25 protein-coding genes are annotated in these 25,918 nt (G+C 57.5%); 14 read left to right on the top strand and 11 right to left on the bottom strand.

Annotated features, from left to right (window positions below):
* The first annotated feature begins 43 nt into the window (after window positions 1-43).
* The gene (locus tag AFK67_RS17090; RefSeq protein WP_007729647.1) at window positions 44-736 is read left to right on the top strand and encodes an IclR family transcriptional regulator domain-containing protein; all 693 of its coding nucleotides are present in this window, start codon (window positions 44-46) and stop codon (window positions 734-736) included.
* 163 nt (window positions 737-899) lie between these two features.
* Here AFK67_RS17090 and ruvX read toward each other — a convergent pair whose 3' ends face one another.
* The 6 genes from ruvX to AFK67_RS17060 all read right to left on the bottom strand — a co-directional run bounded on the left by ruvX (window position 900) and on the right by AFK67_RS17060 (window position 5,054).
* Window positions 900-1,316 (bottom strand): Holliday junction resolvase RuvX, encoded by a 417-nt coding sequence (gene ruvX, locus AFK67_RS17085; RefSeq protein ID WP_007729649.1) that lies wholly within the window; start codon window positions 1,314-1,316, stop codon window positions 900-902.
* Entirely contained in the window at window positions 1,316-1,879 is a 564-nt protein-coding gene (locus AFK67_RS17080) for a YqgE/AlgH family protein (protein ID WP_032967562.1), read from the bottom strand. Before AFK67_RS17080 ends, ruvX begins: the two co-directional genes overlap by 1 nt.
* 113 nt (window positions 1,880-1,992) lie before the next feature.
* The gene (gene gshB, locus AFK67_RS17075; RefSeq protein ID WP_007729653.1) at window positions 1,993-2,940 is read right to left on the bottom strand and encodes a glutathione synthase; all 948 of its coding nucleotides are present in this window, start codon (window positions 2,938-2,940) and stop codon (window positions 1,993-1,995) included.
* 12 nt (window positions 2,941-2,952) lie between these two features.
* Window positions 2,953-3,684, bottom strand: a complete 732-nt coding sequence (gene rsmE / locus AFK67_RS17070) for a 16S rRNA (uracil(1498)-N(3))-methyltransferase (protein ID WP_007729655.1) — start codon at window positions 3,682-3,684, stop codon at window positions 2,953-2,955.
* Window positions 3,685-3,757: 73 nt separating this feature from the next.
* Window positions 3,758-4,465, bottom strand: coding sequence for a deoxyribonuclease I (endA, locus tag AFK67_RS17065; protein WP_007729657.1), 708 nt, complete (start codon window positions 4,463-4,465; stop codon window positions 3,758-3,760).
* 88 nt (window positions 4,466-4,553) lie between these two features.
* Window positions 4,554-5,054, bottom strand: a complete 501-nt coding sequence (locus AFK67_RS17060; protein ID WP_032967563.1) for a SprT family zinc-dependent metalloprotease — start codon at window positions 5,052-5,054, stop codon at window positions 4,554-4,556.
* Window positions 5,055-5,424: 370 nt separating this feature from the next.
* Between AFK67_RS17060 and AFK67_RS17055 the strand changes: the two genes are divergently transcribed.
* The gene (locus AFK67_RS17055) at window positions 5,425-6,243 is read left to right on the top strand and encodes a nucleoside-specific channel-forming protein Tsx (protein ID WP_235047939.1); all 819 of its coding nucleotides are present in this window, start codon (window positions 5,425-5,427) and stop codon (window positions 6,241-6,243) included.
* Window positions 6,244-6,305: 62 nt separating this feature from the next.
* Here the strand turns inward: AFK67_RS17055 and AFK67_RS17050 are convergent, their stop codons facing one another.
* Together AFK67_RS17050 and metK are read right to left on the bottom strand one after the other, a co-directional pair.
* Window positions 6,306-7,700 carry a sugar porter family MFS transporter gene (locus AFK67_RS17050; protein WP_038884473.1) on the bottom strand — a complete coding sequence of 465 codons (1,395 nt, stop codon included), beginning with the start codon at window positions 7,698-7,700 and terminating at the stop codon, window positions 6,306-6,308.
* Between the two features lie 414 nt (window positions 7,701-8,114).
* The gene (gene metK, locus AFK67_RS17045) at window positions 8,115-9,269 is read right to left on the bottom strand and encodes a methionine adenosyltransferase (protein WP_007752225.1); all 1,155 of its coding nucleotides are present in this window, start codon (window positions 9,267-9,269) and stop codon (window positions 8,115-8,117) included.
* A gap of 421 nt (window positions 9,270-9,690) precedes the next feature.
* On the opposite strand from metK, the gene AFK67_RS23715 reads away from it, so the two are divergent.
* The 4 genes from AFK67_RS23715 to speB all read left to right on the top strand — a co-directional run bounded on the left by AFK67_RS23715 (window position 9,691) and on the right by speB (window position 13,207).
* Window positions 9,691-9,837, top strand: a complete 147-nt coding sequence (locus tag AFK67_RS23715) for a small protein YqgG (RefSeq protein WP_418884776.1) — start codon at window positions 9,691-9,693, stop codon at window positions 9,835-9,837.
* A gap of 87 nt (window positions 9,838-9,924) precedes the next feature.
* Window positions 9,925-10,056 (top strand): acid stress response protein YqgB, encoded by a 132-nt coding sequence (gene yqgB / locus AFK67_RS22975; protein ID WP_134792918.1) that lies wholly within the window; start codon window positions 9,925-9,927, stop codon window positions 10,054-10,056.
* Window positions 10,057-10,064: 8 nt separating this feature from the next.
* Window positions 10,065-12,041, top strand: coding sequence for a biosynthetic arginine decarboxylase (speA, locus tag AFK67_RS17040; protein WP_032966996.1), 1,977 nt, complete (start codon window positions 10,065-10,067; stop codon window positions 12,039-12,041).
* 245 nt (window positions 12,042-12,286) lie between these two features.
* Entirely contained in the window at window positions 12,287-13,207 is a 921-nt protein-coding gene (speB, locus tag AFK67_RS17035; RefSeq protein ID WP_007718896.1) for an agmatinase, read from the top strand.
* 108 nt (window positions 13,208-13,315) lie between these two features.
* Here the strand turns inward: speB and loiP are convergent, their stop codons facing one another.
* The gene (gene loiP / locus AFK67_RS17030) at window positions 13,316-14,074 is read right to left on the bottom strand and encodes a metalloprotease LoiP (protein ID WP_032966999.1); all 759 of its coding nucleotides are present in this window, start codon (window positions 14,072-14,074) and stop codon (window positions 13,316-13,318) included.
* A 278-nt stretch (window positions 14,075-14,352) separates the two neighbouring features.
* Between loiP and tkt the strand changes: the two genes are divergently transcribed.
* Complete coding sequence (gene tkt / locus AFK67_RS17025; protein ID WP_038884469.1) at window positions 14,353-16,344, top strand: transketolase; 1,992 nt, start codon at window positions 14,353-14,355, stop codon at window positions 16,342-16,344.
* 54 nt (window positions 16,345-16,398) lie between these two features.
* On the opposite strand, the gene AFK67_RS17020 is transcribed toward tkt, so the two are convergent.
* Entirely contained in the window at window positions 16,399-17,535 is a 1,137-nt protein-coding gene (locus tag AFK67_RS17020) for an ADP-ribosylglycohydrolase family protein (protein ID WP_007718906.1), read from the bottom strand.
* 354 nt (window positions 17,536-17,889) lie between these two features.
* On the opposite strand from AFK67_RS17020, the gene epd reads away from it, so the two are divergent.
* The 6 genes from epd (at window position 17,890) to AFK67_RS16990 (ending at window position 24,131) form a co-directional block, all read left to right on the top strand.
* Entirely contained in the window at window positions 17,890-18,909 is a 1,020-nt protein-coding gene (gene epd / locus AFK67_RS17015; RefSeq protein WP_007718908.1) for an erythrose-4-phosphate dehydrogenase, read from the top strand.
* 75 nt (window positions 18,910-18,984) lie between these two features.
* A complete protein-coding gene (pgk, locus tag AFK67_RS17010) occupies window positions 18,985-20,148 on the top strand; it encodes a phosphoglycerate kinase (RefSeq protein WP_007718912.1) in 1,164 nt (387 codons plus the stop codon).
* Between the two features lie 96 nt (window positions 20,149-20,244).
* Window positions 20,245-21,321 carry a class II fructose-bisphosphate aldolase gene (gene fbaA / locus AFK67_RS17005; RefSeq protein WP_007718914.1) on the top strand — a complete coding sequence of 359 codons (1,077 nt, stop codon included), beginning with the start codon at window positions 20,245-20,247 and terminating at the stop codon, window positions 21,319-21,321.
* Window positions 21,322-21,510: 189 nt separating this feature from the next.
* Entirely contained in the window at window positions 21,511-22,449 is a 939-nt protein-coding gene (locus tag AFK67_RS17000; protein ID WP_007718915.1) for a small-conductance mechanosensitive channel MscS, read from the top strand.
* Window positions 22,450-22,594: 145 nt separating this feature from the next.
* Window positions 22,595-23,230, top strand: coding sequence for an arginine exporter ArgO (argO, locus tag AFK67_RS16995; protein ID WP_007718918.1), 636 nt, complete (start codon window positions 22,595-22,597; stop codon window positions 23,228-23,230).
* Between the two features lie 103 nt (window positions 23,231-23,333).
* A complete protein-coding gene (locus AFK67_RS16990; protein WP_007718920.1) occupies window positions 23,334-24,131 on the top strand; it encodes an oxidative stress defense protein in 798 nt (265 codons plus the stop codon).
* A 28-nt stretch (window positions 24,132-24,159) separates the two neighbouring features.
* Here the strand turns inward: AFK67_RS16990 and argP are convergent, their stop codons facing one another.
* Window positions 24,160-25,053 (bottom strand): DNA-binding transcriptional regulator ArgP, encoded by an 894-nt coding sequence (gene argP, locus AFK67_RS16985; protein WP_007718922.1) that lies wholly within the window; start codon window positions 25,051-25,053, stop codon window positions 24,160-24,162.
* Window positions 25,054-25,220: 167 nt separating this feature from the next.
* On the opposite strand from argP, the gene rpiA reads away from it, so the two are divergent.
* A complete protein-coding gene (gene rpiA, locus AFK67_RS16980; RefSeq protein WP_007718925.1) occupies window positions 25,221-25,880 on the top strand; it encodes a ribose-5-phosphate isomerase RpiA in 660 nt (219 codons plus the stop codon).
* The last annotated feature ends 38 nt before the right edge of the window (window positions 25,881-25,918 follow it).

Raw genomic sequence — 25,918 nt, 5'->3', positions numbered from 1 at the left:
CTGGCATTACACTCATCACATTGTCATGCAACGGAACTTCGCTATGTCCTCACAACCCAACCAGAGTCTGATCGATGGGATCCGCTGCCTGCAGTATCTGGTCTCGAGCGATCGAGCCATCGGTTGTCGCGAGCTGGCCCGCCTGATGGGCATCAACACCACGCGCGTTAACCGCCTGCTGATGACGATGGCCTCCATCGGCCTCACCATGCAGGATGAGCAGCGCCGTTATCTGCCCGGCCCCGGCATTCACGCCCTGGCGGCACAGGCTATTCGCGGCTCCGCGCTCTTCTCCCATGCGTTGCCGCAGCTTGAGCTACACGCGCCGAAAGATGTCGTCGTGGCGCTCGGCGTGCTCTGGGAAGATCAAATTATCTACATCTATCACTCCACGCCCGGCAGCCAGATGAGCCAGGCGCTGGCCGGGTTTCGTATGCTGCCTGCCTGGCAATCGGTTATTGGCATGGCGCTGCTGGCGGCGGAGAGCGACGAGGCGCTGGAAGGGCGCTTCACGCCCGAGCAGTGGGCTCAACTGGCCCCGCACGTGGCACAACAACGCGAGCGCGGTCAGGTGATCTGGCGCCACGACGACGGCGAAGTCTCAATGGCGAAACCGCTCGGTATTCACAGCGCCGCGCTGGCGCTGGCCGGGATGTGGAATATCAGCATGCCGGAAATCCACACGCGTCTTGAGCAACTGAACGCACTGGCCGTGCGGCTGGTAAAACCGACCTGACGCTCCTGGTATATGTTTCTTTTATAGAAACGATTAACGTGACGGGCAAAGTCGATGCGACGGATCTGTGATCTGTCGCGGATTCATCAGCGGAAATAATGGATTTAAGACGGGAGCGACGGGCGGGAGGCGCGCAGCGTCAGGTGACGCTACGCGTGAAATCTTAACCGTGTTGCTCGAAGAAGCTTTCCAGAATGACGACCGCAGAGGCGGAGTCGACGCTGCCTTTATTCAGTGCGCGAAAGCCTCCGCGCTCGAAGAGCCCGGCGCGGGCTTCCACAGTGCTGAGACGCTCATCATGCAGCGTCACTTTCACGCCGAAGCGGCCATGCAGCCGGTTGGCGAAGGTGCGGGCACGCGCCGTCAGCGGTTGTTCGGTGCCATCCATATTCAGCGGCAGACCGACGATGATGTCGTCCGGCTGCCACTCTTTCAGCAGACGCTCAATGACCGACCAGTCTGGGTTGCCGTTCTGCGCTTTGATCGCGTTCAGCGGCCGGGCGGTGGCAGTCACGCGCTGTCCAATCGCCACGCCGATGCTTTTAGTGCCAAAATCGAAGGCCAGCAGGGTACCGCTCATTATGCGTGCCCCGCTTCGCCAGGCATGGTGTGGATATCGATACCGATAAGCTTCGCGGCCTCGCGCCAGCGATCGGCGATAGGTGTGCGGAACAGGATGTTCAGATCCGCCGGGGCCGTCAGCCAGGCGTTTTCCAGCAGTTCTTCCTCAAGCTGGCCTTTCTCCCACGAGGAGTAGCCGAGCGCCACCAGCACATCGGCGGGCTGCTCAGCGGTGCCGAGGGTTTCCAGCACATCTCGTGAGGTCGTGATGACCGTGTTGTCGGAAATACGAATGCTGGAAGAGAACATATCGGGCGGCGTATGCAGGATAAAACCGCGATCTTCCGCCAGCGGGCCGCCGAGGAATACCGGTTTATCGAGACGAATCGCCGGGTCGCGCGGCTCCGGCGTGATTTTCAGTTTCTGAAGCACGCCTTCCACCTGCAGATTTTCCAGAGGTTTATTAATGATAAGACCCATGGCCCCTTCATCATTGTATTCGCAGATATACACCACGGAACGGCGGAACAGCGGGTCCTGAAGGGCCGGCATGGCAATGAGAAAATGATGCTGTAAATTCATCGTCAAAAGTTCTGTAGTCCTGGTTGGAAAATCGGCAGATTCAGTATGCGGGGAAAGTCGCGAGCTGTCACCCCCGGTGGGGTTACGGGCGGGGATGGCCCCGCCCTCAGGGCTTACTTAGCGAGGCGTTTTTCGATGGCGTCCATCAGCATGCCGGTGATGGAAACCGGGTACTGGGCCTCGATTTCACGGATGCAGGTCGGGCTGGTAACGTTAATTTCAGTCAGCTTGTCGCCGATGATATCCAGACCCACAAAAATCAGACCTTTCGCTTTCAGCGTCGGCCCGACGCGACGGGCGATTTCCCAGTCGCTGTCAGAGAGTGGACGCGGTTCGCCGCGACCGCCCGCCGCCAGGTTGCCGCGGGTTTCGCCGCCCTGCGGAATGCGCGCCAGGCAGTAAGGCACTGGTTCGCCATCGACCACCAGCACGCGCTTGTCGCCGTCTTTAATGGCCGGCAGGTAGTTCTGCGCCATGCAGTAGCGGCTGCCGAGCTCGGTCAGCGTTTCCGCAATCACGCCCAGGTTCGGGTCGCCTTCTTTTACACGGAAAATCGACGCGCCGCCCATGCCGTCGAGCGGTTTTAAAATGATGTCGCCGTGCTGCTGCCAGAACGCTTTAAGCTGTGCTTTGTTGCGCGTTACCAGCGTATGCGGGGTGAGGTCGGCAAACCAGGCGGTGAACAGCTTCTCGTTGCAGTCGCGCAGGCTCTGGGGTTTGTTGACGATAAGCGTGCCTTTTTCTTCGGCGCGCTCAAGGATATAGGTGGCGTAGATGAATTCGGTGTCGAACGGCGGGTCTTTACGCATCAGCACCACGTTGAGATCGGCCAGCGCGATATCCTGCTCGGTACCGAACGCATACCATTTGTCGTAGTCCTGCTCGACGCTCACAAGGCGCGTGCGGGCGCGGGCTTCGCCGTTATTCAGGTACAGGTCCGCCATTTCCATATAGTGGATCTCATAGCCGCGGCGCTGGGCTTCCAGCAGCATGGCAAAGCTGGAATCTTTTTTGATGTTGATGTTTGCGATGGGGTCCATCACGATGCCGAGCTTGATCATTATTTTTCTCCTTTAGCCCAGATCGCCAAAGCGCACCTGCAGTGCGGTGATGGCGGTGAGCGCAGTGGTCTCTGTGCGCAAAACGCGTGGTCCTAACAGGATATCAGTAAACTGGTAACGTGCGGTCATCGCAATTTCCTCGGCGGAGAGGCCGCCTTCCGGGCCAATCAGCAGACGCACGCGCTCGACGGGCTGCGGCAACGTGTTAATGCTCTGCGCGGCGCGCGGATGCAGGTTCAGCTTAAGGCCGCTGTCCGGCTCTGCGCACCAGTCTTCCAGATCCATCGGCGGGCGGATCTCCGGCACGACGTTGCGCCCGCACTGTTCGCAGGCGGCGATAGCGATTTTCTGCCACTGCTGACGCTTTTTATTCAGACGCTCCTCATCAAGCTTAACGCCGCAGCGTTCTGAAAAGAGCGGCGTAATGACGCTGACGCCAAGCTCGATCGATTTCTGGATGGTGAACTCCATTTTTTCACCGCGCGACATCACCTGGCCCAGATGTAAAAAGAGCGGAGACTCGCGGTTCGCCTCTTCCTGGCTCACCACCTTCACCAGCACGCTTTTTTTGCTCGCCTGGGTGATTTCAGCGGCGAAGACATGGTTGCTGCCATCGAAGAGTTGCAGCGCCTGACCTGCGCTCATGCGCAGCACCCGGCCGACGTGGTTGGCGGCGTCTTCATCAAGGGCGACTTCGCGCCCGACGACTAACGGCTCGGGATGATAGATGCGGGGAATTCGCATGGGCTTTTTCCGGTAAACGGGCTTGCGGCATCGTGCGGCAAGCCCTGCGTTAACAATTGCCCGGTAGTGTAGGTTAGCGGTTTTGCCCCTGGCAAGCCTGCTGTACGTAGGGGTTATGGTTGCCCTGCACCTTCGCGATGCGCGCGTCGCGGGTACATTCCCACGCGGTGACCGGGTAGAGCTTGTTCCAAGCCTCGAAGAGCTGCGTCTGGGCACGCGACAGGTTGAGCTGATATTTATCGCGCATATAGAAATAGGTGCGCGCGATAGCGCCACGGGCGCGGGCTGGCGGCTCGGCCTGTTTATTTTTGAAATCGACCTTCATTTCGCACTGGCCATACTGGCCTTCACCGCCGCGCCACTGGCTGTAGAGGAAGTTGCCGCGATCGCCATTGACCTCCCCAACGGCGGGTTGCAGGTTATGAAGATCGGTTTCCATTTCGCGATAAACCGGGTCTTTATCGCAGTTTTTCCGCCCGCCATCCTGCCAGCACTGTCGCTGGTGACCGAACTGCCACGCGGGCACCACGTGTTCCCATTCGATGCGCGAGGCGCGGTTGGCGTTTTTGCGCACCTTGTAACCGCAGGCGTTGAGATCGGGAATGCCTTTTTTGCCCTGCCAGGTGATGGGGCAGCCGCAGTAGAAATCGCCGGGCGCGTCGGCGTTGATTTTGACGCCAGCGGCTTTCGCCTGGCTGAAGCTGTTAATCCCTGCCGCCAGCGCGGCGGGCGCGGCAAAGGCGACGCTCAGCGCCGCCGCCAGTAAAATTTTGCGAGACATCTTCCAGTTCCTTATCCGAAGGTGTTCGCAACGTAACGAAGGAGGGCGCCGGAAGCAATCGGTTATTGCCAGAAATTTCCTGAAGGCGTCAGCTTTCCGCCACCAGCGTGTCGCCGCAATGTACGCAGCGGTACTGGGTTTCGCCGCGCATCACGCGGTTATGACGGCGGACGGTCAGCTGATGTTGCTGACAGCGGCAGCGGTAGGGGAAGGTGTTGGCACGCACCAAATCGAGTTCAAACTGGTGTGTCCGGCGCGCCGGCACGCCAAGCACGCTTTCCATCATCCATTTCCACTCTTTGCCGTGGGGCGCAACGCGCCCGAAATGTTTCCAGACCAGCAGATGCGCCAGCTCGTGCGGCACCACTTCGTCAATAAACGCCTGCAGATTTTCCATCAGCAGTACCGGGTTTAAGCGGATCTCATAGCTCTCGAGCCAGGCGGTGCCCGCCGCAGTGCCGCGCTGCTGATAAACCAGCTTCGGCTCCGGGTAGTCGCAGCCGAGCTTCAGGTTGGCGCGCGCGAGCGCGTCGCGCAGGCTGCGCATCACGGCTTGTTGAGTGGCGATGGGGAGGCGTGGGGTTTTCATGGCGGAAAGAATAGCGGTTCAACCCGGCGGTGACAATGCATGCGGGTATTAACGACAGGTTTATTCCGCTAATAAAAAGGGTGCCGCTAATCCTTTTCTGAATAATTCCCCTTTGCTTATTTACTACCGCGGATTTCAGCGGGTAGTCATTTTCTTAATTCCGGGGAGTGCGCCGGGCGTCACAGAATATCGTGTTTCTCCTGCATTAAATAAATCGGGATTAATTGCCACTCTGCCATTACCGCGCCTGTCTGTGCACAGGCGTGGCAGGCCGGTTTTCATCTAAAACGCAGGGCATTAGCGGGCGTCATAACACGATAACGTTAAAGGAATCAGTTTAATGAATAAAGGATGGTTATTAGGATTATGCATGGCAGGTATTTCTCAGCAGGCGTTAGCGCAGGAGGAATATTTATCAGACTGGTGGCATCAGAGCCTGAATGTTATCGGGCGTTACCATACGCGTTTCGGCCCAATATTAACCAACGATCTTTACCCGGAATATACGGCGTTCGGCAAAAAAGACTGGTTTGATTTTTACGGCTATGTCGATATCCCTAAATTTTTCGGCGTTGGTAATACACCGGACCACGGCGCCTGGGACGATGGCTCGCCGCTGTTTCTGGAAATCGAACCGCGCTTTTCGCTTGATAAGCTGACGGGCGTTCCGCTGGCGTTCGGCCCTTTTAAAGAGTGGTATATCGCCAACGATTATGTGTATGACATGGGCGATAACCGGGCCTCGCGGCAAAGCACCTGGTACATGGGGCTGGGAACCGATATTGAAACCGGCTTGCCGATATCGCTGGCGCTCGACGTCTACGCCAAATACCAGTGGCAGAATTACGCGGCGGCTAATGAAAATGAATGGGATGGGTATCGCGTCAAAGTGAAATACAACATCCCCATTACCCGCCTGTGGGGCGCGCAGTTTTCCTATACCGGATTTACTAATTTCGATTTTGGCTCGGAGCTTGGCGACAGGGATAAGGCGCGCACTAATGATTCCATCGCCTCTTCACATATTCTGTCGCTGAACTGGGCGCACTGGAAAACGGCGGTGACGGCGCGTTATTTCCACAACGGCGGACAATGGAAGGATGATGCGAAGCTTAACTTTGGCGACGGCGATTTTCATGTCAGGGCGACCGGCTGGGCCGGGTATTTTACGGTGGGCTACTCCTTCTGAAAACGGGACATAAAAAAAGGGATGCCAGGCATCCCTTTTGATTAAACGGCTGTTAACGAGGCTTAGTCGTTCGAGCCGATGTCGCGCAGTTTGCGACCCTGCATCAGGTTGCGCTCGATATGCTCCAGCGACACGTGCTTGGTTTCCGGCACCAGCCAGATGGTCAGCACGATGAAGAACAGGTTGAGACCGGCGTAGACCCAGAAGGTCGGCGCGTTGCCCAGTGTGTTGAGCATGGTCAGGAAGGTTGCCCCGACAATCATGTTCGCAATCCAGTTGGTCGCGGTAGAGAGGGTGATACCGAAATCGCGGCCTTTCAGCGGCTGGATTTCAGAGCACAGTACCCAGATAAGCGGACCGGCGCTCATCGCAAAACCGATGATGAACATCAGCAGCATGGCGACGGCGAAGTACTGGCCCGCCGGGCTGTGGATGCCCATATGCAGCATGGTGCCAAGAATACCCATGCCCGCCGCCATCACGATAAAGCCGAGAATAAGCGTCGGCTTACGGCCCCAGCGGTCCACCAGACCAATCGCAATAAAGGTTGCCAGCACGTTGGTCAGGCCGACAATTACCGTGCCCCACATCTGCTCGGTGGTATTGGAATAGCCCGCCAGTTCAAAGATTTTCGGCGCGTAATACATGATGACGTTCATGCCGGTGAACTGCTGCATCACCTGCAACAGGATGCCGAGGAACACTGCGCGGCGGAAGTTGCTGTTGTCTTTAAACAGCGCCCAGCCGCTCTGTTTGACTTTAAGGCTTTCGCGGATCTCTTCGAGCTCGCGTTTGGCTTCGGCGCTGGAGTCACGCAGGCGCAGCAGCACGCGTTCGGCGTCGTGGAAGCGACGTTTGGCGGCGAACCAGCGCGGGCTGTCCGGCAGGAAGAACACGCCAATCAGCAGCAGAACTGCCGGAATGGTGATAACGCCCAGCATCCAGCGCCAGGCGCCGCTGTAGCTGAATGCGGTATCGGAGAGATACGCGCCCAGGATACCGATAGTTATCATCAGCTGATACATCGAAATCATACTGCCGCGGATTTTTTCCGGAGCAATTTCAGACAGGTACAGCGGCGCAGTATAAGAAGCGATACCGACCGCGAGGCCCAGCAGGACGCGTGAGATAATCAGCACTTCCGCATTCGGCGCGAACGCCGAGCAGAGCGAGCCGATAACAAACAGCACGGAGCCTATCATCAGGCTGTATTTACGCCCGAGCCGGGAGGAGAGCCAGCCGCTGCCGATAGCGCCGACGGCGGCCCCGAACATCATGGAGCTGACCACCCACTCCTGCTGATGCGGGGTGATATTAAAATCTTTGGCGATGAAGGGCAGTGCGCCCGCGATCACGCCGATATCGAGGCCGAAAAGAAGTCCCGCCAGGGCCGCGAGAAAACAGACGAAGAACGTCATGGCCTTGTTTGAACGCCCCTGTTTTTTATTGTCAGGCATACTGCCCTCCAGTTGGGTTATTGGTTTTATCGTCGAAAAGGGTAAGTTAGCGTAACGTAAAAATATGTGATATCAGTCACGTCCGTGTAATCGGTTACACTAGTGTCAGCTTGCGTAAAGCGCTTATCCCTTTTTTTATCAATTGATTAGTGTAGCCAGAAACGAAGCGGCAGGAAGGAATTCAGACTAAACCGAAACGGCATGTAACAAGATGCGAAACTCGCGTTTGCATAAAGACAATTCTGAAATAACGCCGGTTTTACAGCTGATGTAATCGGTTTCAGTCGTTTCTGACCTGCGCGGCTGGCAAGAAGTATAGTCGCTGGCGGAAAAGAGGAAGGGACAGGACGGATTCATCGCCCGAAAAGCAAAAGGCCAGCACGAGGCTGGCCTTTGAACGTCACTGCGAGGGAGTTATTTCAGACCGGCAGCATCGCGCAGCAGCTGCGCTTTGTCGGTTTTTTCCCACGGGAAGTGTTCACGACCAAAGTGACCATAAGCGGCGGTCTCTTTGTAGATCGGGTGCAGCAGATCCAACATCTGGATCAGACCGTACGGACGCAGGTCGAAGAATTCACGCACCAGCAAGGTGAGCTGTTCGGTCGCGATTTTCTCGGTCCCGAAGGTTTCCACCATGATGGAGGTCGGCTCTGCGACGCCAATGGCGTAAGAAACCTGAATTTCACAGCGATCGGCCAGACCTGCAGCAACGATATTTTTCGCGACATAACGGGCCGCGTAGGCAGCGGAACGGTCCACTTTCGACGGATCCTTGCCGGAGAACGCGCCGCCACCGTGACGCGCCATGCCGCCGTAGGTGTCAACAATGATCTTACGACCGGTCAGACCGCAGTCGCCCATCGGGCCGCCGATAACGAAACGGCCTGTCGGGTTGATGAAGTATTTGGTGGATTCATTCAGCCATTCCGCCGGCAGAACCGGCTTGATGATCTCTTCCATTACCGCTTCGTGCAGCGCGTGCTGCTCGATATCTTCAGCGTGCTGCGTAGAGAGCACCACCGCGTCGATACCGACGATTTTGCCGGCGTCATACTGGAACGTGACCTGGCTTTTCGCATCCGGGCGCAGCCACGGCAGCGTGCCGTTTTTACGCACTTCGGCCTGACGCTGCACCAGACGGTGCGCGTAGGTAACCGGCGCAGGCATCAGCACGTCGGTTTCATTGGTCGCGTAACCAAACATCAGGCCCTGGTCGCCCGCGCCCTGCTCAAGCGGGTCGGTGCGGTCAACGCCCTGGTTGATGTCCGGGGACTGTTTACCGATAGCGCTCAGTACGGCGCAGGAGTTGGCGTCAAAGCCCATATCGGAATGAACGTAGCCGATCTCACGAACGGTGTTGCGGGTAATCTCTTCGATATCGACCCACGCGCTGGTGGTGATTTCACCGCCGACCAGCACCATGCCGGTTTTCACGTACGTTTCGCAGGCCACGCGAGCTTTTGGATCCTGCTCAAGAATGGCGTCCAGCACTGCATCGGAGATCTGGTCCGCAATTTTATCGGGATGTCCCTCTGAGACAGACTCAGAGGTAAAAAGGTGTTTTGCCATGTTTTGTATCACCCTGGATAAATCAATTAGCTCAGCATACCGTGTGTTGGTGCCATCTTAGAAGAAAATTCTGCGGCCATGCAGGTAAACACACAGGAAGGCTAAGTGTTAATCGGTATAGATGGATTAACATCTGGATGGCTATTCTAGGTTAAATCTTAAGCCGATTTCCAGCAGTTTTTGAGGCCATCCGCACGGCGGTTATCGCAGCGGTGGCAATATTTCCTGACAAGGACCTCGTAAGCCGCTTTTTTATTTTGCTTTTTACCCCTGTTCCCGGTATAAAACGGCGCGCGCGGCTCCTGCAAAAAAGCGCACGGGATCAGACTCCGTGTCGCCACTTCCAGCCGGGCTGAGAGTGAATTTTAGCTTTGGCTTATCGCTGGTCACACAAGGGCTGGCGTGGAGGTGATACCAGATAATGAACCGTCGTAATCCGTTTAATCTGCCATGCCGTTCTGGCGTGCGTTTTTCCCCCGCAACCTGCATCTCTTTTTTGCAAACCTGCCGATGTTCTACCCATCTCGGCGCTTCTCAGGATTCCCGGGCCGGTCAAGGCTTGCGATAACTGAACAAGGGCTCTCCTGACGTCAGGAGTTTTCTCGTGGTTTCGCCGACCCGTCACACGGAGTTCGGTTACGTGTTTTACAATGATATGAATAAGAAACCGGTCGCGCGGCAGGGTGAGCAGCACTATGTGCTGGATAACTCTGCTGTTTATGGGTTGTTATCACAGTGTAACGCTGCGATAGTAGTTAACTGTTTTACACTTTCGACAAAAATTTGAGGTTCGCTATGTCTGACGACATCTGTTCATCTTCGCCTTCGTCAGCAGGCGAACAGGGTGTACTACGTTCCATGCAGGAGGTTGCAATGAGCTCCCAGGAAGCCAGCAAGATGCTGCGTACTTACAATATTGCCTGGTGGGGCAATAACTACTACGACGTCAACGAACTGGGCCACATCAGCGTTTGCCCGGATCCGGACGTCCCCGAAGCGCGCGTCGATCTCGCGAAGCTGGTTAAGGAGCGCGAAGCCCAGGGCCAGCGTCTGCCGGCGCTGTTCTGCTTCCCGCAGATCCTGCAACATCGCCTGCGTTCTATTAATGCGGCGTTCAAGCGCGCCCGTGAATCCTACGGCTACAACGGCGATTACTTCCTGGTCTACCCGATTAAGGTAAACCAGCATCGCCGCGTGATTGAATCGCTGATCCATTCCGGCGAACCGCTGGGCCTGGAAGCGGGCTCCAAAGCGGAGCTGATGGCGGTACTGGCGCACGCAGGCATGACCCGCAGCGTTATTGTCTGTAACGGCTATAAAGACCGTGAATACATTCGTCTGGCGCTGATCGGCGAGAAGATGGGCCACAAGGTCTATCTGGTCATCGAGAAGATGTCGGAAATCAAAATCGTGCTGGAAGAAGCGGAACGCCTGAATGTGATCCCGCGTCTCGGCGTGCGTGCGCGTCTCGCCTCCCAGGGCTCCGGCAAATGGCAGTCTTCCGGCGGTGAAAAATCGAAATTCGGCCTCGCGGCAACCCAGGTCCTGCAACTGGTTGAGATGCTGCGCGCGGCAGACCGCCTGGAAAGCCTCCAGCTCCTTCACTTCCACCTCGGCTCGCAGATGGCGAACATCCGCGATATCGCCACCGGCGTGCGCGAATCCGCTCGCTTCTATGTGGAGCTGCACAAGCTTGGCGTGAATATTCAGTGCTTCGACGTGGGCGGCGGTCTGGGCGTGGATTATGAAGGCACGCGTTCGCAGTCTGACTGCTCGGTCAACTACGGCCTGAACGAGTACGCTAACAATATTATCTGGGCCATCGGCGACGCCTGCGAAGAGAACGGCCTGCCGCACCCGACGGTTATCACCGAGTCGGGCCGCGCCGTGACCGCGCACCATACCGTGCTGGTCTCGAACATCATCGGCGTGGAGCGTAACGAATACACCGAACCGACCGCGCCTGCGCCGGACGCGCCGCGTCCGCTGCAAAGCATGTGGGAAACCTGGCAGGAGATGCATGAGCCGGGCACGCGCCGTTCGCTGCGCGAGTGGCTGCACGACAGCCAGATGGATCTGCACGATATTCATATCGGCTACTCCTCCGGCGCCTATTCGTTGCAGGAGCGCGCCTGGGCCGAACAGCTCTATCTGAGCCTGTGTCAGGAAGTGCAAAAGCAACTCGATCCGCAAAACCGCGCGCATCGCCCGATTATCGACGAACTCCAGGAGCGCATGGCGGATAAGATTTACGTCAACTTCTCGCTGTTCCAGTCGATGCCGGATGCCTGGGGTATCGATCAACTCTTCCCGGTCTTGCCGCTGGAAGGGCTGAACCACGCGCCGACGCGTCGTGGCGTGCTGCTGGATATCACCTGCGATTCCGATGGCACTATCGATCACTACGTCGATGGCGACGGTATCGCGACCACGATGCCGCTGCCGGAATACGATCCGGAGAATCCGCCGCCGCTGGGCTTCTTTATGGTCGGCGCGTATCAGGAGATCCTCGGCAACATGCATAACCTCTTCGGCGATACCGAAGCGGTGGACGTGTTCGTGTTTCCTGATGGTACGGTGGAAGTGGAGCTTTCTGACGAAGGCGACACCGTGGCCGATATGCTGCGCTACGTGCAGCTCGACCCGGATACGCTGCTGACGCACTTCCGCGATCAGGTCAAACAGACCGATCTGGATTCGGCGCTGCAACAGCAGTTCCTCGAAGAGTTCGAGAGCGGTCTCTACGGCTACACGTATCTGGAAGACGAGTAAGCGAAAAGACCCGGCGGCGAAATGGCTACCGGGTTTCGAATGCCAGGACGCGGAAGGCGAAGCGGCCTTCCGGCGCTCGTCATCTGCGGGCGGGCATTTGCTATACTCACTTGAACCCGTATGAATTACCGGCGATAATTCGCCCCAATAAGCGCATCAAGAATCAATCCCTTCCTCGTCGGGTTTAACGACGCGGAGGGGATTTTTTTTATCTACCGTCTCAACCTTAACAAGAGGTCAGATTCATGAATACCTTAGGCCATCAGTACGACAACTCCCTGGTTTCCAACGCCTTTGGTTTTTTACGCCTGCCGTTGAACTTCATGCCGTATGACAGCGACGCCGAGTGGGTGATCACCGGTATTCCGTTCGACATGGCAACTTCCGGGCGTTCCGGCAGCCGTTTCGGGCCTGCCGCTATCCGTCAGGTTTCCACTAACCTGGCGTGGGAAGGCAACCGCTTCCCGTGGAATTTTGACATGCGTAAGCGTCTGAACGTCGTGGATTGCGGCGATCTGGTTTACGCCTTCGGCGACGCCCGCGAAATGAGCGAAAAACTGCAGGCGCACGCAGAGAAACTGCTGGCGGCTGGCAAGCGCATGCTCTCTTTCGGTGGCGACCACTTCGTGACGCTGCCGCTGTTGCGCGCGCACGCGAAACACTTCGGCAAAATGGCGCTGGTGCATTTTGATGCGCATACCGACACCTATGCCAACGGCTGTGAGTTTGACCACGGTACCATGTTCTATACCGCGCCGAACGAAGGCCTGATCGACCCGACCCGCTCGGTGCAGATTGGGATTCGTACCGAGTTCGACAAAGACAACGGCTTTACCGTGCTGGACGCGCCGCAGGTGAATGACCGCACCGTTGATGACGTGGTCGCGCAGGTGAAACAGATTGTCGGCGACATGCCGGTCTATCTGACCTTCGACATCGACTGTCTGGATCCGGCGTTCGCGCCGGGCACCGGCACGCCGGTTATCGGCGGCCTGACTTCTGATCGTGCGCTGAAACTGCTGCGCGGCATTCAGGATCTGAACATCGTCGGCATGGACATTGTGGAAGTGGCGCCGGCTTACGACCAGTCGGATATAACCGCACTTGCCGCCGCGACCCTGGCGCTGGAGATGCTCTACATCCAGGCCGCGAAAAAAGGCGAGTAAATGTCTGCGGCCCGGCAGCGTAATGTTTACCGGGCCTGACGGCAGTCATAAAAGAGCCGGACAAGGGGATACCCTGTCCGGCTCTTATTTTTTTATAAGCGACGGCGATTACTTAATGCCGTCTGCCTTCATGCGATCGCGAATATGCTGCGCGCGCGCCTCGGAGGCCGGGTGATCGTCAAACATTGAGCTTTGACGGCCTTTCTCAAGCTTCGCCAGTTTCTCAAAGCTGGTGGCGAGGCCCGACGGGTTGATACCGCGTTTACGCAGGAGATCGTAGGAGTAATCATCCGCTTCGGACTCCTGACGCTGCGAGAATTGCGCGTTAACCAGTTTCTCGCCGAGCTCGCCCAGATCCGATTGCGACAGGCTGCCGACGATACCGCCCGCTGACGCGGCCGCGCCGCGAATCGCGTTGGTGCCGAGCGCCACCTGCATCCCGCGTTTCACGTGACCCAGCGCGACGTGGCCCATCTCATGGCCAATCACCGCTTCCACTTCGTTATCGCTCATCATGTCCATCAGCCCGCTGTAGACGCGGATGCAGCCGTTGGCCATCGCGAAGGCGTTAACGTCCTTTTCCTCGTAAACCTTGTAGTTCACCGGCTGGCCGTTGATGTTGTCGCCAAGTGCTGCGGCAATCTTATTCAGACGCTGCGTGTACTGGCTGTTGGCCGGTGCGATTTTCGCTTTGCTGTCCTGCGATTTACACGCTTCGTCGCTCAGCGCTTTCACCTGCGCGTCGCTTAAGGAGTACGCCTGGAACGCCTCCGCGCCGGAACTCAGCAGGCCGTTGGAATTCATATTTTGACAGCCGCTCAGCAGGGCGGCTGTGGTGATGCTCAGTGCTATCGCGCGCAATTTCATTGTTATGCTTCACGCTCCATGGAAGTTTCATTGTTCATCGCCGCGAACCGGGTCGGCGGCATGCGGCTAAGTATAAAGAGGTTTGCGCATCGGCGGCGAGTAAGTTGCGCAAACTGCGAGCGGCTTCCAGAGATTTCTTAGCGGACAAAAGGATGCTCCATGTACATGCTCACCCGCTTGGGTTACATTGTCGGACAATTTTTCGGGCGTAGCCCATAACGCGTAGTAGTCAAGCCGTTAACAAGGCGTGGCCTTCAACTATCCGATCTGGAGTCAAAATGTCCTCTCGTAAAGAGCTTGCCAATGCTATTCGTGCGCTCAGCATGGACGCAGTACAAAAAGCCAAATCCGGCCATCCGGGTGCCCCAATGGGCATGGCTGACATTGCCGAAGTCCTGTGGCGTGATTTCCTGAACCATAACCCGCAGAACCCGTCCTGGGCTGACCGCGACCGCTTTGTGCTGTCGAACGGCCACGGCTCGATGCTGATTTACAGCCTGCTGCACCTCACTGGCTACGACCTGCCGATTGAAGAGCTGAAAAACTTCCGTCAGCTGCACTCAAAAACCCCGGGCCACCCGGAAGTGGGTTACACCGCAGGCGTAGAAACCACCACCGGTCCGCTGGGGCAGGGGATCGCGAACGCGGTCGGTATGGCGATTGCCGAACGCACGCTGGCGGCGCAATTTAACCGCCCTGGGCATGAGATTGTCGACCACTACACCTACGCCTTCATGGGCGACGGCTGCATGATGGAAGGCATCTCCCACGAAGTGTGCTCGCTCGCCGGTACGCTCGGCCTCGGCAAGCTGGTAGCGTTCTACGACGACAACGGCATCTCCATTGACGGCCACATTGAAGGCTGGTTCACCGACGATACCGCGAAACGCTTCGAAGCTTACGGCTGGCACGTGGTGCGCGGCGTGGACGGCCACGATGCCGATTCCATCAAGCGTGCAATTGAAGAAGCGCGCGCGGTTACCGACAAACCGTCCCTGCTGATGTGCAAAACCATCATCGGTTTCGGTTCGCCGAACAAAGCAGGCACTCACGACTCCCACGGCGCGCCGCTTGGCGAGGCCGAAGTGGCCGCGACCCGCGAACAGCTGGGCTGGAAGCACGAGCCATTTGTGATCCCGCAAGAGATTTACGCGCAGTGGGACGCCAAAGAAATGGGCCAGGTGAAAGAAAGCGCCTGGAATGAAAAATTCGCGGCCTATGCCAAAGCGTTCCCGCAGGAAGCGGCTGAATTCACGCGTCGTATGAAAGGCGACATGCCGGCAGACTTCGCGGAGAAAGCGCAGGCGTTCATCGCGAACCTGCAGGCTAATCCGGCGAAAATCGCCAGCCGTAAAGCGTCCCAGAATGCGATTGAAGCCTTCGGCAAACTGCTGCCGGAATTCCTGGGCGGCTCCGCTGACCTCGCGCCGAGCAACCTGACGCTCTGGTCCGGCTCTAAAGCCATCAATGAAGATGCCGCAGGTAACTACATTCACTACGGCGTGCGCGAATTCGGCATGACCGCCATCGCGAACGGTATCGCGCTGCACGGTGGTTTCCTGCCGTACACCTCGACCTTCCTGATGTTCGTGGAATATGCCCGTAACGCGGTGCGTATGGCGGCCCTGATGAAACAGCGCCAGGTGATGGTCTACACCCACGACTCTATCGGTCTTGGCGAAGATGGCCCGACTCACCAGCCGGTTGAACAGCTGGCGGCGCTGCGCGTGACCCCGAACATGAGCACATGGCGTCCGTGTGACCAGGTGGAATCTGCCGTGGCGTGGAAATACGCCGTTGAGCGCCACGATGGCCCGACCGCGCTGATTTTCTCCCGTCAGAACCTGGCGCAGCAGGAACGTAGCGAACAGCAACTGGCGGATATCGCCCGCGGTGCGTACATCCTGAAAGATTGCGACGGTCAGCCGCAGCTTATCTTCATCGCGACCGGTTCTGAAGTTGAGCTGGCGGTGGCGGCTGCCGACAAACTGGCTGCGGAAGGCGTGAAAGCCCGCGTGGTGTCCATGCCGTCTACCGACGTGTTCGACAAGCAGGACGCCGCATACCGCGAAGCGGTACTGCCGAAATCCGTCAGCGCGCGCGTGGCTATCGAAGCCGGCATCGCCGACTACTGGTACAAATACGTGGGCCTGAACGGCGCCGTGGTCGGCATGACCACCTTCGGCGAATCCGCTCCGGCGGAGCTGCTGTTTGAAGAGTTCGGCTTTACCGTAGACAATGTGGTAAGCCAGGCGAAAGCGATTCTGTAATCGTCATCGCTGCTAAAACCGAACGGGAGGCCTTTGTGCCTCCCGTTTTTTTGGCTAATCGCCGGGGTATTTCTCGCGCATGGCACAGGCGAAAGCGGTATGGTCATAATCCGAAACAGGCCAGTCCGGGTAGTCCAGCAAATCGTCTGCCATCTCCTTAATCACCGTGTTTAGCTCAAGCGCCGCCAGCCACCGCTGCGGTATCGCCGTCACGCCATATTTCGCGCCAAGTAAATTCCCGGCAATTGCGCCGGTGGAGTCGGAGTCGCCGCCGTGGTTGACCGCCATCAGTACGCCCTGTTCAAATGAGTCGGCCTTAAGCGCGCAGTAAAGCGCGATGGCGAGCGCCTCTTCGGCCACCCAGCCTTCGCCAAGCAGCGGTATCGCTTCCTGCGGCGTTATCGGCGCATCGGAAAGCGTGCGGGCCTGCTCCAGCGCGCGCAGCGTTTCGCCATGCGCAGGGGTGTTTTTTAAAAGCGTCATCGCGCGCGCCAGCGCGTCGTTAAGGGATTCGCCCCGAGCGAGTTGCCACACCAGCGCGGCCAGCACGCCGCCTGTGAGAGAGCCGGTTGGGTGCCCGTGTGTGATCGCCGCGAGCTGACAGCCGGTATCGAACGCCGCCTGTAGCGCGTCATCCGCCGGGTAGCGAACGAAAAACAGCCCTACCGGCGCTACGCGCATCACGCCGCCGCAGCCTTTGCTGTCGTTACGGGCGGGCTCGCTGAAATCGCGCATATCGCGCAGCGCATTCAGGCAGGTCGCACCCGGCGCGCGCGGGTGGAAGAGGGCGTCATGCTGAATAAGCCAGCCGGAAAGCGAGGCGGTGCTCATCAGCCCGTGACGGTTGCGCTCGCCCTGGGTTATCAGCCAGCGCAGATACGCGTGCGCGGTCACGGGCCTGAACGACGGGCCGATGCCGCGCATCGCCGCGCGCATCCAGGCACGCAGCAGGCCTTCAGCGGTAAACAGTGTCATCTGGGTGTCGTCGGTGATTTTACCTTTTCCGCCCCAGGCGTGTTCGTAATCCGTTACGCCCTGCTCGCCGAAACGTGCGGTAATTTCCGACAGGCTCAAAAACTCCACCGGGCCGCCGAGCGCATCGCCCACACCGCCGCCCAGCATACAGCCCTGAAAACGCGCGCGCAGGTTCGCAAACGTTGCCTGATTTTCGTACTCTTCTGGAGCCGCCATCCTCTTTCCTTTGTTATTCTGCCGCAGGCGCATTGTAGGACGCCGCGGCGGGCGCGTAACCCCCTGGCATTCGCTGCCTTAGCCGTGTTTTCCTTCCCGGTATTCATAACCGGCGGTGTATCGGTGGAATTTATTCCAAAGAAAATGTGACGCAGGTCAGAAGTTGGTTTCATTTCGCGGCGTTATCATTCCTTTTATTCCATGTTTCGCTTATTCTTGCTGAAGCGTTTCAGTAGCATGATTGTTCGACAATCCATCAAACGGTTGTAGTTTGTGACGAGCGAGGATTCCCCTGAGAAGAGGGCTGCATTACTCTGTCTGCCTCTTCATTACTGGGATTCTGGCAGGAGATATATGACCTTACGCGTAGCGATTAATGGCTTCGGTCGCATCGGGCGCAACGTAGTTCGTGCGTTGTATGAGTCCGGCCGTCGCGCGGAAATCAGTGTGGTCGCCATTAATGAACTGGCCGACGCCGCAGGTATGGCGCATCTGCTGAAGTACGACACCAGCCATGGCCGCTTCGCATGGGATGTGCGTCAGGAAGGCGAGCAGCTCTGGATTGGCAATGACGTGATTCGTCTGCTGCATGAGCGTGACATCGTCGCGCTGCCCTGGAAGGCGCTGGATGTCGATGTCGTGCTCGACTGTACCGGCGTGTATGGCAGCCGCGCCGATGGCGTCGCCCATCTTGAGGCGGGCGCGCGCAAAGTGCTGTTCTCACACCCCGGTGACAACGACCTCGACGCGACGGTCGTCTACGGCGTCAACGAAGCGGCGTTGCGCCCTGAGCACCGCATTGTCTCCAACGCCTCCTGCACCACCAACTGCATTATCCCGATTATCAAGCTGATGGACGACGCGTTCGGCATTGAGTCCGGCACCGTGACGACTATTCATTCCGCCATGCACGATCAACAGGTTATCGACGCCTATCACCCGGATTTGCGCCGCACGCGCGCGGCCAGCCAGTCCATCATTCCGGTCGATACCCGGCTTGCGGCAGGCATAGCACGTATTTTTCCTAAATTTCACGACCGTTTTGAGGCTATCGCGGTGCGCGTGCCTACCATTAACGTGACTGCGATTGATTTAAGCGTGACGGTACAAAAACCGGTAAAAGCTTATGAAGTCAACCTGTTGCTGCAAAAAGCGGCACAGGAAGCATTTCATGGTATAGTTGACTATACGGAATTACCGTTGGTCTCAACAGATTTTAACCACGATCCGCACAGCGCCATTGTGGACGGCACCCAGACAAGGGTGAGTGGGGCGCACCTGATTAAAACGCTGGTCTGGTGCGATAACGAATGGGGCTTCGCTAACCGGATGCTCGACACCACGTTAGCGATGGCAGCTATTGGTTTCAGGTAAGATTTCATACGCAGCAGCCTTCAGGTCAAGCGTATGGCGTCTGCAAAACTTTAAGAATCAACGAGAGGATTCACAATGTCTGTAATTAAGATGACCGATCTGGATCTGGCAGGTAAACGCGTTTTCATCCGCGCCGATCTCAACGTTCCGGTAAAAGAGGGGAAAGTGACCTCTGACGCGCGTATCCGCGCTTCTCTGCCGACCATTGAACTGGCTCTGAAACAGGGCGCTAAAGTCATGGTGACGTCCCACCTGGGCCGTCCGACCGAAGGCGAATACAACGAAGAATTCTCTCTGTTGCCGGTAGTTAACTACCTGAAAGACAAACTGAACGCGCCGGTTCGTCTGGTGAAAGACTACCTCGATGGCGTTGAAGTCGCTGAAGGCGAGCTGGTCGTTCTGGAAAACGTTCGCTTTAACAAAGGCGAGAAGAAAGACGACGAAGCGCTGGCGAAAAAATATGCCGCGCTGTGCGACGTATTCGTAATGGACGCTTTCGGCACCGCGCACCGCGCGCAGGCTTCTACTCACGGCATCGGCAAATTCGCTGATGTAGCATGCGCAGGCCCGCTGCTGGCAGAAGAACTGGATGCGCTCGGCAAAGCGCTGAAAGAGCCGGCTCGCCCGATGGTCGCTATCGTTGGCGGCTCCAAAGTTTCCACCAAACTGACCGTGCTGGACTCTCTGTCCAAAATCGCTGACCAGCTGATTGTCGGCGGCGGCATCGCTAACACCTTCGTTGCAGCCCAGGGCCACAACGTCGGCAAATCCCTGTACGAAGCGGATCTGGTTGATGAAGCCAAACGTCTGCTGACCCTTTGCGACATTCCGGTTCCGACCGACGTTCGCGTGGCGACGGAGTTCTCTGAAACCGCCACCGCAACCCTGAAATCCGTTTCTGACATCAAAGATGAAGAGCAGATCCTGGATATGGGCGACGTTTCCGCTGAGAAACTGGCTGAAATCCTGAAAAACGCCAAAACTATTCTGTGGAATGGCCCGGTTGGCGTATTCGAATTCCCGAACTTCCGTAAAGGCACCGAAATCGTGGCTCGCGCTATCGCGGAAAGCGACGCGTTCTCCATCGCGGGCGGCGGCGACACCCTGGCGGCTATCGATATGTTCGGCATCGCCGACAAAATCTCTTACATCTCCACTGGCGGCGGCGCGTTCCTCGAATTCGTGGAAGGCAAAGTACTGCCGGCAGTTGCGATGCTCGAAGAGCGCGCGAAGAAATAATTTAAGCAGGCGGGAGTTCCCGCCTGTTTTTCAGCGCGCCTGACAGCTCGCTTACCCTTTTCAACGGTCGAAGATACACATACAGGACAACGAAACATGTCTAAAATTTTTGATTTCGTCAAACCGGGCGTCGTCACTGGCGACGACGTACAGAAAGTATTCCAGGTAGCTAAAGAAAATAACTTCGCGCTGCCGGCAGTTAACTGCGTGGGTACCGATTCCATCAACGCCGTACTGGAAACCGCTGCGAAAGTGAAAGCGCCGGTTATCGTTCAGTTCTCCAACGGCGGCGCTGCGTTCATCGCAGGCAAAGGCTTTAAAGGCGAAGGCCAGCAGGCGGCTATTCTGGGCGCTATCTCTGGCGCGCATCACGTTCATCAGATGGCTGAACATTACGGCGTGCCGGTTATCCTGCATACCGACCACTGCGCCAAAAAACTGCTGCCATGGATCGACGGCCTGCTGGACGCGGGTGAAAAACACTTTGCCGCTACCGGCAAACCGCTGTTCTCTTCTCACATGATTGACCTCTCTGAAGAGTCTCTGGAAGAGAACATTGAAATCTGCTCTAAATACCTGGCGCGTATGGCCAAAATGGGCATGACCCTGGAAATCGAACTGGGCTGCACCGGCGGTGAAGAAGATGGCGTGGACAACAGCCATATGGACGCTTCCGCACTCTACACCCAGCCGGAAGACGTTGACTACGCGTACACCAAACTGAACGCGATCAGCCACCGTTTCACCATCGCGGCGTCCTTCGGTAACGTACACGGCGTTTACAAGCCGGGTAACGTGAAACTGACCCCGACCATCCTGCGCGATTCTCAGGAATATGTTTGCAAGAAACATAACCTGCCGCACAACAGCCTGAACTTCGTGTTCCACGGCGGTTCCGGTTCTTCCGCTCAGGAAATCAAAGACTCCGTAAGCTACGGCGTTATCAAAATGAACATCGATACCGACACCCAGTGGGCTACCTGGGAAGGTATTCTGAAGTACTACAAAGAAAACGAAGCTTACCTGCAGGGCCAACTGGGCAACCCGAAAGGTGAAGATCAGCCGAACAAGAAATACTACGATCCGCGCGTATGGCTGCGTGCTGCGCAGGCGAGCATGGTGACTCGTCTGGAGCAGGCATTCAAAGAACTGAACGCTATCGACGTGCTGTAATCTTTTTTACGGTATCGCTCAAAAGGCCCACCTCTGGTGGGCCTTTCTTTTTGCAATATCAACGTAATAGGAATCCGATTCGCGTCAGGCTGACTGGCAGAGCGCGGAGGTTTTGTTTAACCTTTAACAATCCTCGCTGCCTCAATCCGGCAGTTCATTACTCACCCGACCAGGGGAAAAGGATCGCGAATGGATGATTTACACGTAATAGACAGTATCAATAACGCTGGCGGCTGGCTGGTGCGCAATCAGGCGCTGTTGCTCAGCTATGCCGTGAATATTGTGGCGGCGATCGCCATTATTATTGTCGGGATGATCGTGGCGCGCGTGATTTCCAACGCCGTTAACCGTCTAATGCTTGCGCGTCATATCGACGCCACCGTGGCGGATTTCCTCTCTGCGCTGGTGCGTTACGGGATTATCGCCTTTACGCTGATTGCCGCGCTGGGGCGCGTCGGCGTGCAGACGGCGTCCGTTATCGCCGTGCTGGGTGCCGCCGGTCTGGCCGTAGGTCTGGCGTTGCAGGGCTCGCTTTCCAACCTCGCCGCAGGCGTGCTGCTGGTCACCTTCCGTCCGTTCCGCGCGGGCGAATATGTTGATCTCGGCGGGGTCGCCGGTTCCGTGCTTCACGTGCAGATCTTCTCGACCACGCTGCGTACGGCGGATGGCCGTATCGTCGTGGTGCCGAACGGCAAAATCATCGCGGGCAACATCATTAACTTCTCGCGTGAACCCGTGCGCCGTAACGAATTTATCATCGGCGTCTCTTACGACGCGGATATCGATAAAGTTCGCGCGCTGCTGACGGAGATTATCGAATCTGACGATCGCATCCTGAAAGATCGCGAAATGACCGTGCGCATGAATGAGCTCGGCGCGTCGTCCGTAAACTTCGTGATCCGCGTCTGGAGCAAAAGCAGCGATCTGCAAAACGTGTACTGGGATGTACTGGAGCGCATCAAGAAAACGCTGGATGCTAACGACATCGGCATTCCTTATCCGCAAATGGATGTGCACTACAAACCGGTGAAAAGCGACGTACAGGAAACAGCGTCGCGAGCCGAGCCGCAGCCTGCGATTATTACACAACCTCAGGCACCGCAGGAAAAACCGGGCGACAGCCAGTAATTTGCCAGACGGTCTGCCACGCGCAGGCCGTTTTTTTATCCTCTCGCATTAGCTTTCCTTATCGGTTATTAACATTATTCGTTTTTTCTAATGGCGATCAGCCTCTAGACTAAGTGTCTAAACCTCGCTTACGTGGAAACTCAACGTGTTAAGTTTTTATTTTCAGGGGCTTGCCCTGGGCGCGGCAATGATCCTGCCGCTCGGCCCGCAAAACGCTTTTGTGCTGAATCAGGGTATTCGTCGCCAGTATCATCTGATGATCGCCTCACTTTGCGCTCTGAGCGATATCGTTCTTATCTGTGCCGGTATTTTTGGCGGCAGCGCGATTCTGATGGCGTCGCCCTGGCTGCTGGCGCTCGTCACCTGGGGCGGCGTGGCGTTTCTGTTCTGGTACGGTTTCGGCGCGCTGAAAACCGCGCTTGCCGGCAACCCTGAATTCGCCTCGGCGGAGGCGATGAAGCACGGCAGGCTGCGAATCATCACCACGATGCTTGCCGTCACCTGGCTTAACCCGCATGTGTACCTCGACACCTTCGTGGTGCTGGGCAGCCTCGGCGGGCAGCTTGACGCATTACCAAAACGCGCGTTCGCGCTGGGCACGATTAGCGCGTCGGTACTCTGGTTTTTCAGCCTGGCGCTGCTCGCCGCATGGCTTGCGCCGCGTCTGCGCACCGTTCGGGCGCAGCGGATGATTAATCTGCTGGTGGGGCTGGTGATGTGGTTTATCGCTTTCCAGCTGGCGCGAGAGGGGGTAAGCCACCTGGCGACGCTCGGCCTCTAAGCCTTCTCTGATGGACATTCCGCGACGGGACGCTAAGCTTGCAGGCAGATGCCCGTCTGCTCTGACGGGCGGTTTCACTTGCACGCAGCATGGAGGAATAACAGTGAAGTTTAAAGTGATAGCCCTTGCGGCAATGATGGGTTTCGGCGCGGCCTCCGTTCAGGCGAATGAACTGCCCAACGGTCCGCATATCGTCACCTCCGGCACGGCGAGCGTGGACGCGGTGCCGGATATCGCGACGCTGGCGATTGAAGTGAATGTCTCCGCGAAAGATGCGGCTGGCGCGAAAAAACAGGCGGACGATCGCGTGGCGCAGTATCTGACGTTCCTGCAAAACAATGGCGTTGAGAAAAAAGATGTAAACGCCGCTAACCTGCGCACCCAGCCGGAGTATGAATATCTCAAGGATGGCAAAACTCAGCTGAAAGGCTACCGCGCGGTACGCACCGTGGAAGTCACGTTGCGCAAGCTCGATAAACTCAATGAACTGCTGGATGGCGCGCTGAAGGCCGGACTGAATGAAATTCGCTCCGTGTCGTTAGCTGTGGCGCATCCGGATGAATATAAAGACAAAGCGCGTAAAGCCGCCATCGATGACGCGGTGCGTCAGGCGCAGCAGCTGGCCAGCGGCTTCAACAGCAAACTTGGCCCGGTGTACAGCGTGCGTTATCACGTCTCAAACTACCAGCCGACGCCGATGATGCGCATGATGAAAGCCGAAGCGGCCGCACCGGCTTCCGCCCAGGACACCTACGATCAGCAGACTATTCAGTTTGACGATCAGGTGGATGTGGTATTTGAACTCCAGCCTTCCCAGGCCCAGAGCGGCACGGCGAACCAGAACGGTACGTCGAATCAGGGCACTGCGCCAGCGGCGACCAACGCGCCGTCGCAGCAGTAAACGAAAAACCCGCCATCCGGCGGGTTTTTTAATCCTGACGCAGCACCTTACGCCCATAATCCAGCAGCGCGTCCGTGACCTTGCGCATCATGCGACTCTCCGGCGCGAAGCGGTGCCAGAAAAGCATGCGGCGCTGATACAACCCTGGCGTGAGATCGATAAGCTCGCCGCTTTGCAGCTCTTTTTCAATCTGCAGATGGGGGATCATACAGCACGTGGTGCCCTGACGCGCCAGCTGCACGAACGCCTCTGACGAGTTAACAATGTGACACGGCACGCTGCCGGGCGGCAGGTCGAAATTCTGCTGCAAAAACGCCTGGTGCATATCGTCGAGATGGTCGAACGCGACGGCGGGCGCTTTCAGCAGCGAGGCGCGGTTAACGCCGTTCGGGAAATAGCGATCGGCGAACGCTTTCGAGGCGACGAACAGATAATCCAGCGCGCCCAGTTGATCGACGAGACAGCTCGGCAGGGCCTGGGGCTGGATACTCACCGCGCCCACCACTTCGCCGCGGCGCAGCCGCTCCTGGGTGCGGGTTTCATCTTCCACCTGCAGGTTGAGACGCACCGGCGAATCGGCCAGCACTGGCGCCAGCGCTGGCAGCAGCCACGTCGCGAGACTGTCGGCGTTAACCGCAAGCGACAGCAGCAGCGGCGTCGAGCCGGTTTGCTCGTCGCCCAGCCACTCTTCTTCCAGCAACTCTACCTGACGCAGCAGCGCCAGCAGCTTTTGCCCCTGTTCGGTCGGACGCGGCGGCACGGTACGCACCAGCAGCGGCTGGCCGAATGTGTTCTCCAGCTGCTTGATACGTTGTGATACGGCGGACTGCGTAATACACAGCTTTTGTGCGGCGCGCTCAAAACCGCGCTCTCTTATCACCGCATCCAGCGCCTGTAGTGTTCGGTAGTCCGGGCGTTTCATCTCTGTGGTGTGCTCCCTGTCTCATTATCAGTCGCACTATGACATAAATTTGCGCGCTATACAGACCCAAACGCAAACATCGGATCTGTGCCGCAGAATGTCTGGTCCACTGGGCCGCGGCTTGTTCTATAATGCGCGACAGTTTTCACACCACAGGCAAAACTCTCATGACGCAGGATGAACTTAAAAAAGCCGTCGGCTGGGCCGCGCTTCAGTATGTCGAGCCAGGCACGATTGTCGGGGTCGGCACCGGCTCGACCGCCGCGCATTTTATCGACGCGCTGGGCACCATGAAAAACGAGATTGAAGGGGCGGTTTCCAGCTCCGACGCCTCGACCGAGAAGCTGAAAAGCTTAGGCATCACCGTTTTTGATCTCAATGAAGTCGACACGCTCGGCATCTATGTCGATGGCGCTGATGAGATAAACGGCCAGATGCAGATGATCAAAGGCGGCGGTGCGGCGCTGACCCGCGAGAAAATCATCGCGTCGGTCGCGCAGAAGTTTATCTGCATCGCGGATGCGTCCAAGCAGGTGGATGTGCTTGGCAACTTCCCGCTGCCGGTGGAAGTGATCCCGATGGCGCGAAGCGCCGTGGCGCGCCAGTTGGTGAAGCTCGGCGGGCGTCCGGAATACCGTCAGGGTGTGGTGACCGATAACGGCAACGTCATTCTCGATGTGCACGGTATGGCCATTCTCGACCCTGTCGCGCTGGAGAATGCGATTAACGCCATTCCGGGCGTGGTGACCGTCGGGCTGTTTGCGAACCGCGGCGCGGATGTGGCGCTCATCGGCACCGCAGATGGCGTGAAAACCATCGTAAAATGATCTGACCGGGGCGCGTAGGCGCCCCGCTGCGAAAAAAT

Origin of the sequence: Cronobacter dublinensis subsp. dublinensis LMG 23823 (assembly GCF_001277235.1) — a bacterium.
GTDB classification, from domain to species: Bacteria; Pseudomonadota; Gammaproteobacteria; order Enterobacterales; family Enterobacteriaceae; genus Cronobacter; species Cronobacter dublinensis.
This window is presented reverse-complemented; position numbering and strand designations above follow the sequence as displayed.

What these genes read in the sequence shown, in the direction of transcription:
- AFK67_RS17090 (WP_007729647.1), top strand. Translation starts at nt 44, where the DNA reads ATGTCCTCACAACCCAACCAGAGTCTGATCGATGGGATCCGCTGCCTG.
- ruvX (WP_007729649.1), bottom strand. Translation starts at nt 1,316, where the DNA reads ATGAGCGGTACCCTGCTGGCCTTCGATTTTGGCACTAAAAGCATCGGC.
- AFK67_RS17080 (WP_032967562.1), bottom strand. Translation starts at nt 1,879, where the DNA reads ATGAATTTACAGCATCATTTTCTCATTGCCATGCCGGCCCTTCAGGAC.
- gshB (WP_007729653.1), bottom strand. Translation starts at nt 2,940, where the DNA reads ATGATCAAGCTCGGCATCGTGATGGACCCCATCGCAAACATCAACATC.
- rsmE (WP_007729655.1), bottom strand. Translation starts at nt 3,684, where the DNA reads ATGCGAATTCCCCGCATCTATCATCCCGAGCCGTTAGTCGTCGGGCGC.
- endA (WP_007729657.1), bottom strand. Translation starts at nt 4,465, where the DNA reads ATGTCTCGCAAAATTTTACTGGCGGCGGCGCTGAGCGTCGCCTTTGCC.
- AFK67_RS17060 (WP_032967563.1), bottom strand. Translation starts at nt 5,054, where the DNA reads ATGAAAACCCCACGCCTCCCCATCGCCACTCAACAAGCCGTGATGCGC.
- AFK67_RS17055 (WP_235047939.1), top strand. Translation starts at nt 5,425, where the DNA reads ATGGCAGGTATTTCTCAGCAGGCGTTAGCGCAGGAGGAATATTTATCA.
- AFK67_RS17050 (WP_038884473.1), bottom strand. Translation starts at nt 7,700, where the DNA reads ATGCCTGACAATAAAAAACAGGGGCGTTCAAACAAGGCCATGACGTTC.
- metK (WP_007752225.1), bottom strand. Translation starts at nt 9,269, where the DNA reads ATGGCAAAACACCTTTTTACCTCTGAGTCTGTCTCAGAGGGACATCCC.
- AFK67_RS23715 (WP_418884776.1), top strand. Translation starts at nt 9,691, where the DNA reads ATGAACCGTCGTAATCCGTTTAATCTGCCATGCCGTTCTGGCGTGCGT.
- yqgB (WP_134792918.1), top strand. Translation starts at nt 9,925, where the DNA reads ATGAATAAGAAACCGGTCGCGCGGCAGGGTGAGCAGCACTATGTGCTG.
- speA (WP_032966996.1), top strand. Translation starts at nt 10,065, where the DNA reads ATGTCTGACGACATCTGTTCATCTTCGCCTTCGTCAGCAGGCGAACAG.
- speB (WP_007718896.1), top strand. Translation starts at nt 12,287, where the DNA reads ATGAATACCTTAGGCCATCAGTACGACAACTCCCTGGTTTCCAACGCC.
- loiP (WP_032966999.1), bottom strand. Translation starts at nt 14,074, where the DNA reads ATGAAATTGCGCGCGATAGCACTGAGCATCACCACAGCCGCCCTGCTG.
- tkt (WP_038884469.1), top strand. Translation starts at nt 14,353, where the DNA reads ATGTCCTCTCGTAAAGAGCTTGCCAATGCTATTCGTGCGCTCAGCATG.
- AFK67_RS17020 (WP_007718906.1), bottom strand. Translation starts at nt 17,535, where the DNA reads ATGGCGGCTCCAGAAGAGTACGAAAATCAGGCAACGTTTGCGAACCTG.
- epd (WP_007718908.1), top strand. Translation starts at nt 17,890, where the DNA reads ATGACCTTACGCGTAGCGATTAATGGCTTCGGTCGCATCGGGCGCAAC.
- pgk (WP_007718912.1), top strand. Translation starts at nt 18,985, where the DNA reads ATGTCTGTAATTAAGATGACCGATCTGGATCTGGCAGGTAAACGCGTT.
- fbaA (WP_007718914.1), top strand. Translation starts at nt 20,245, where the DNA reads ATGTCTAAAATTTTTGATTTCGTCAAACCGGGCGTCGTCACTGGCGAC.
- AFK67_RS17000 (WP_007718915.1), top strand. Translation starts at nt 21,511, where the DNA reads ATGGATGATTTACACGTAATAGACAGTATCAATAACGCTGGCGGCTGG.
- argP (WP_007718922.1), bottom strand. Translation starts at nt 25,053, where the DNA reads ATGAAACGCCCGGACTACCGAACACTACAGGCGCTGGATGCGGTGATA.
- rpiA (WP_007718925.1), top strand. Translation starts at nt 25,221, where the DNA reads ATGACGCAGGATGAACTTAAAAAAGCCGTCGGCTGGGCCGCGCTTCAG.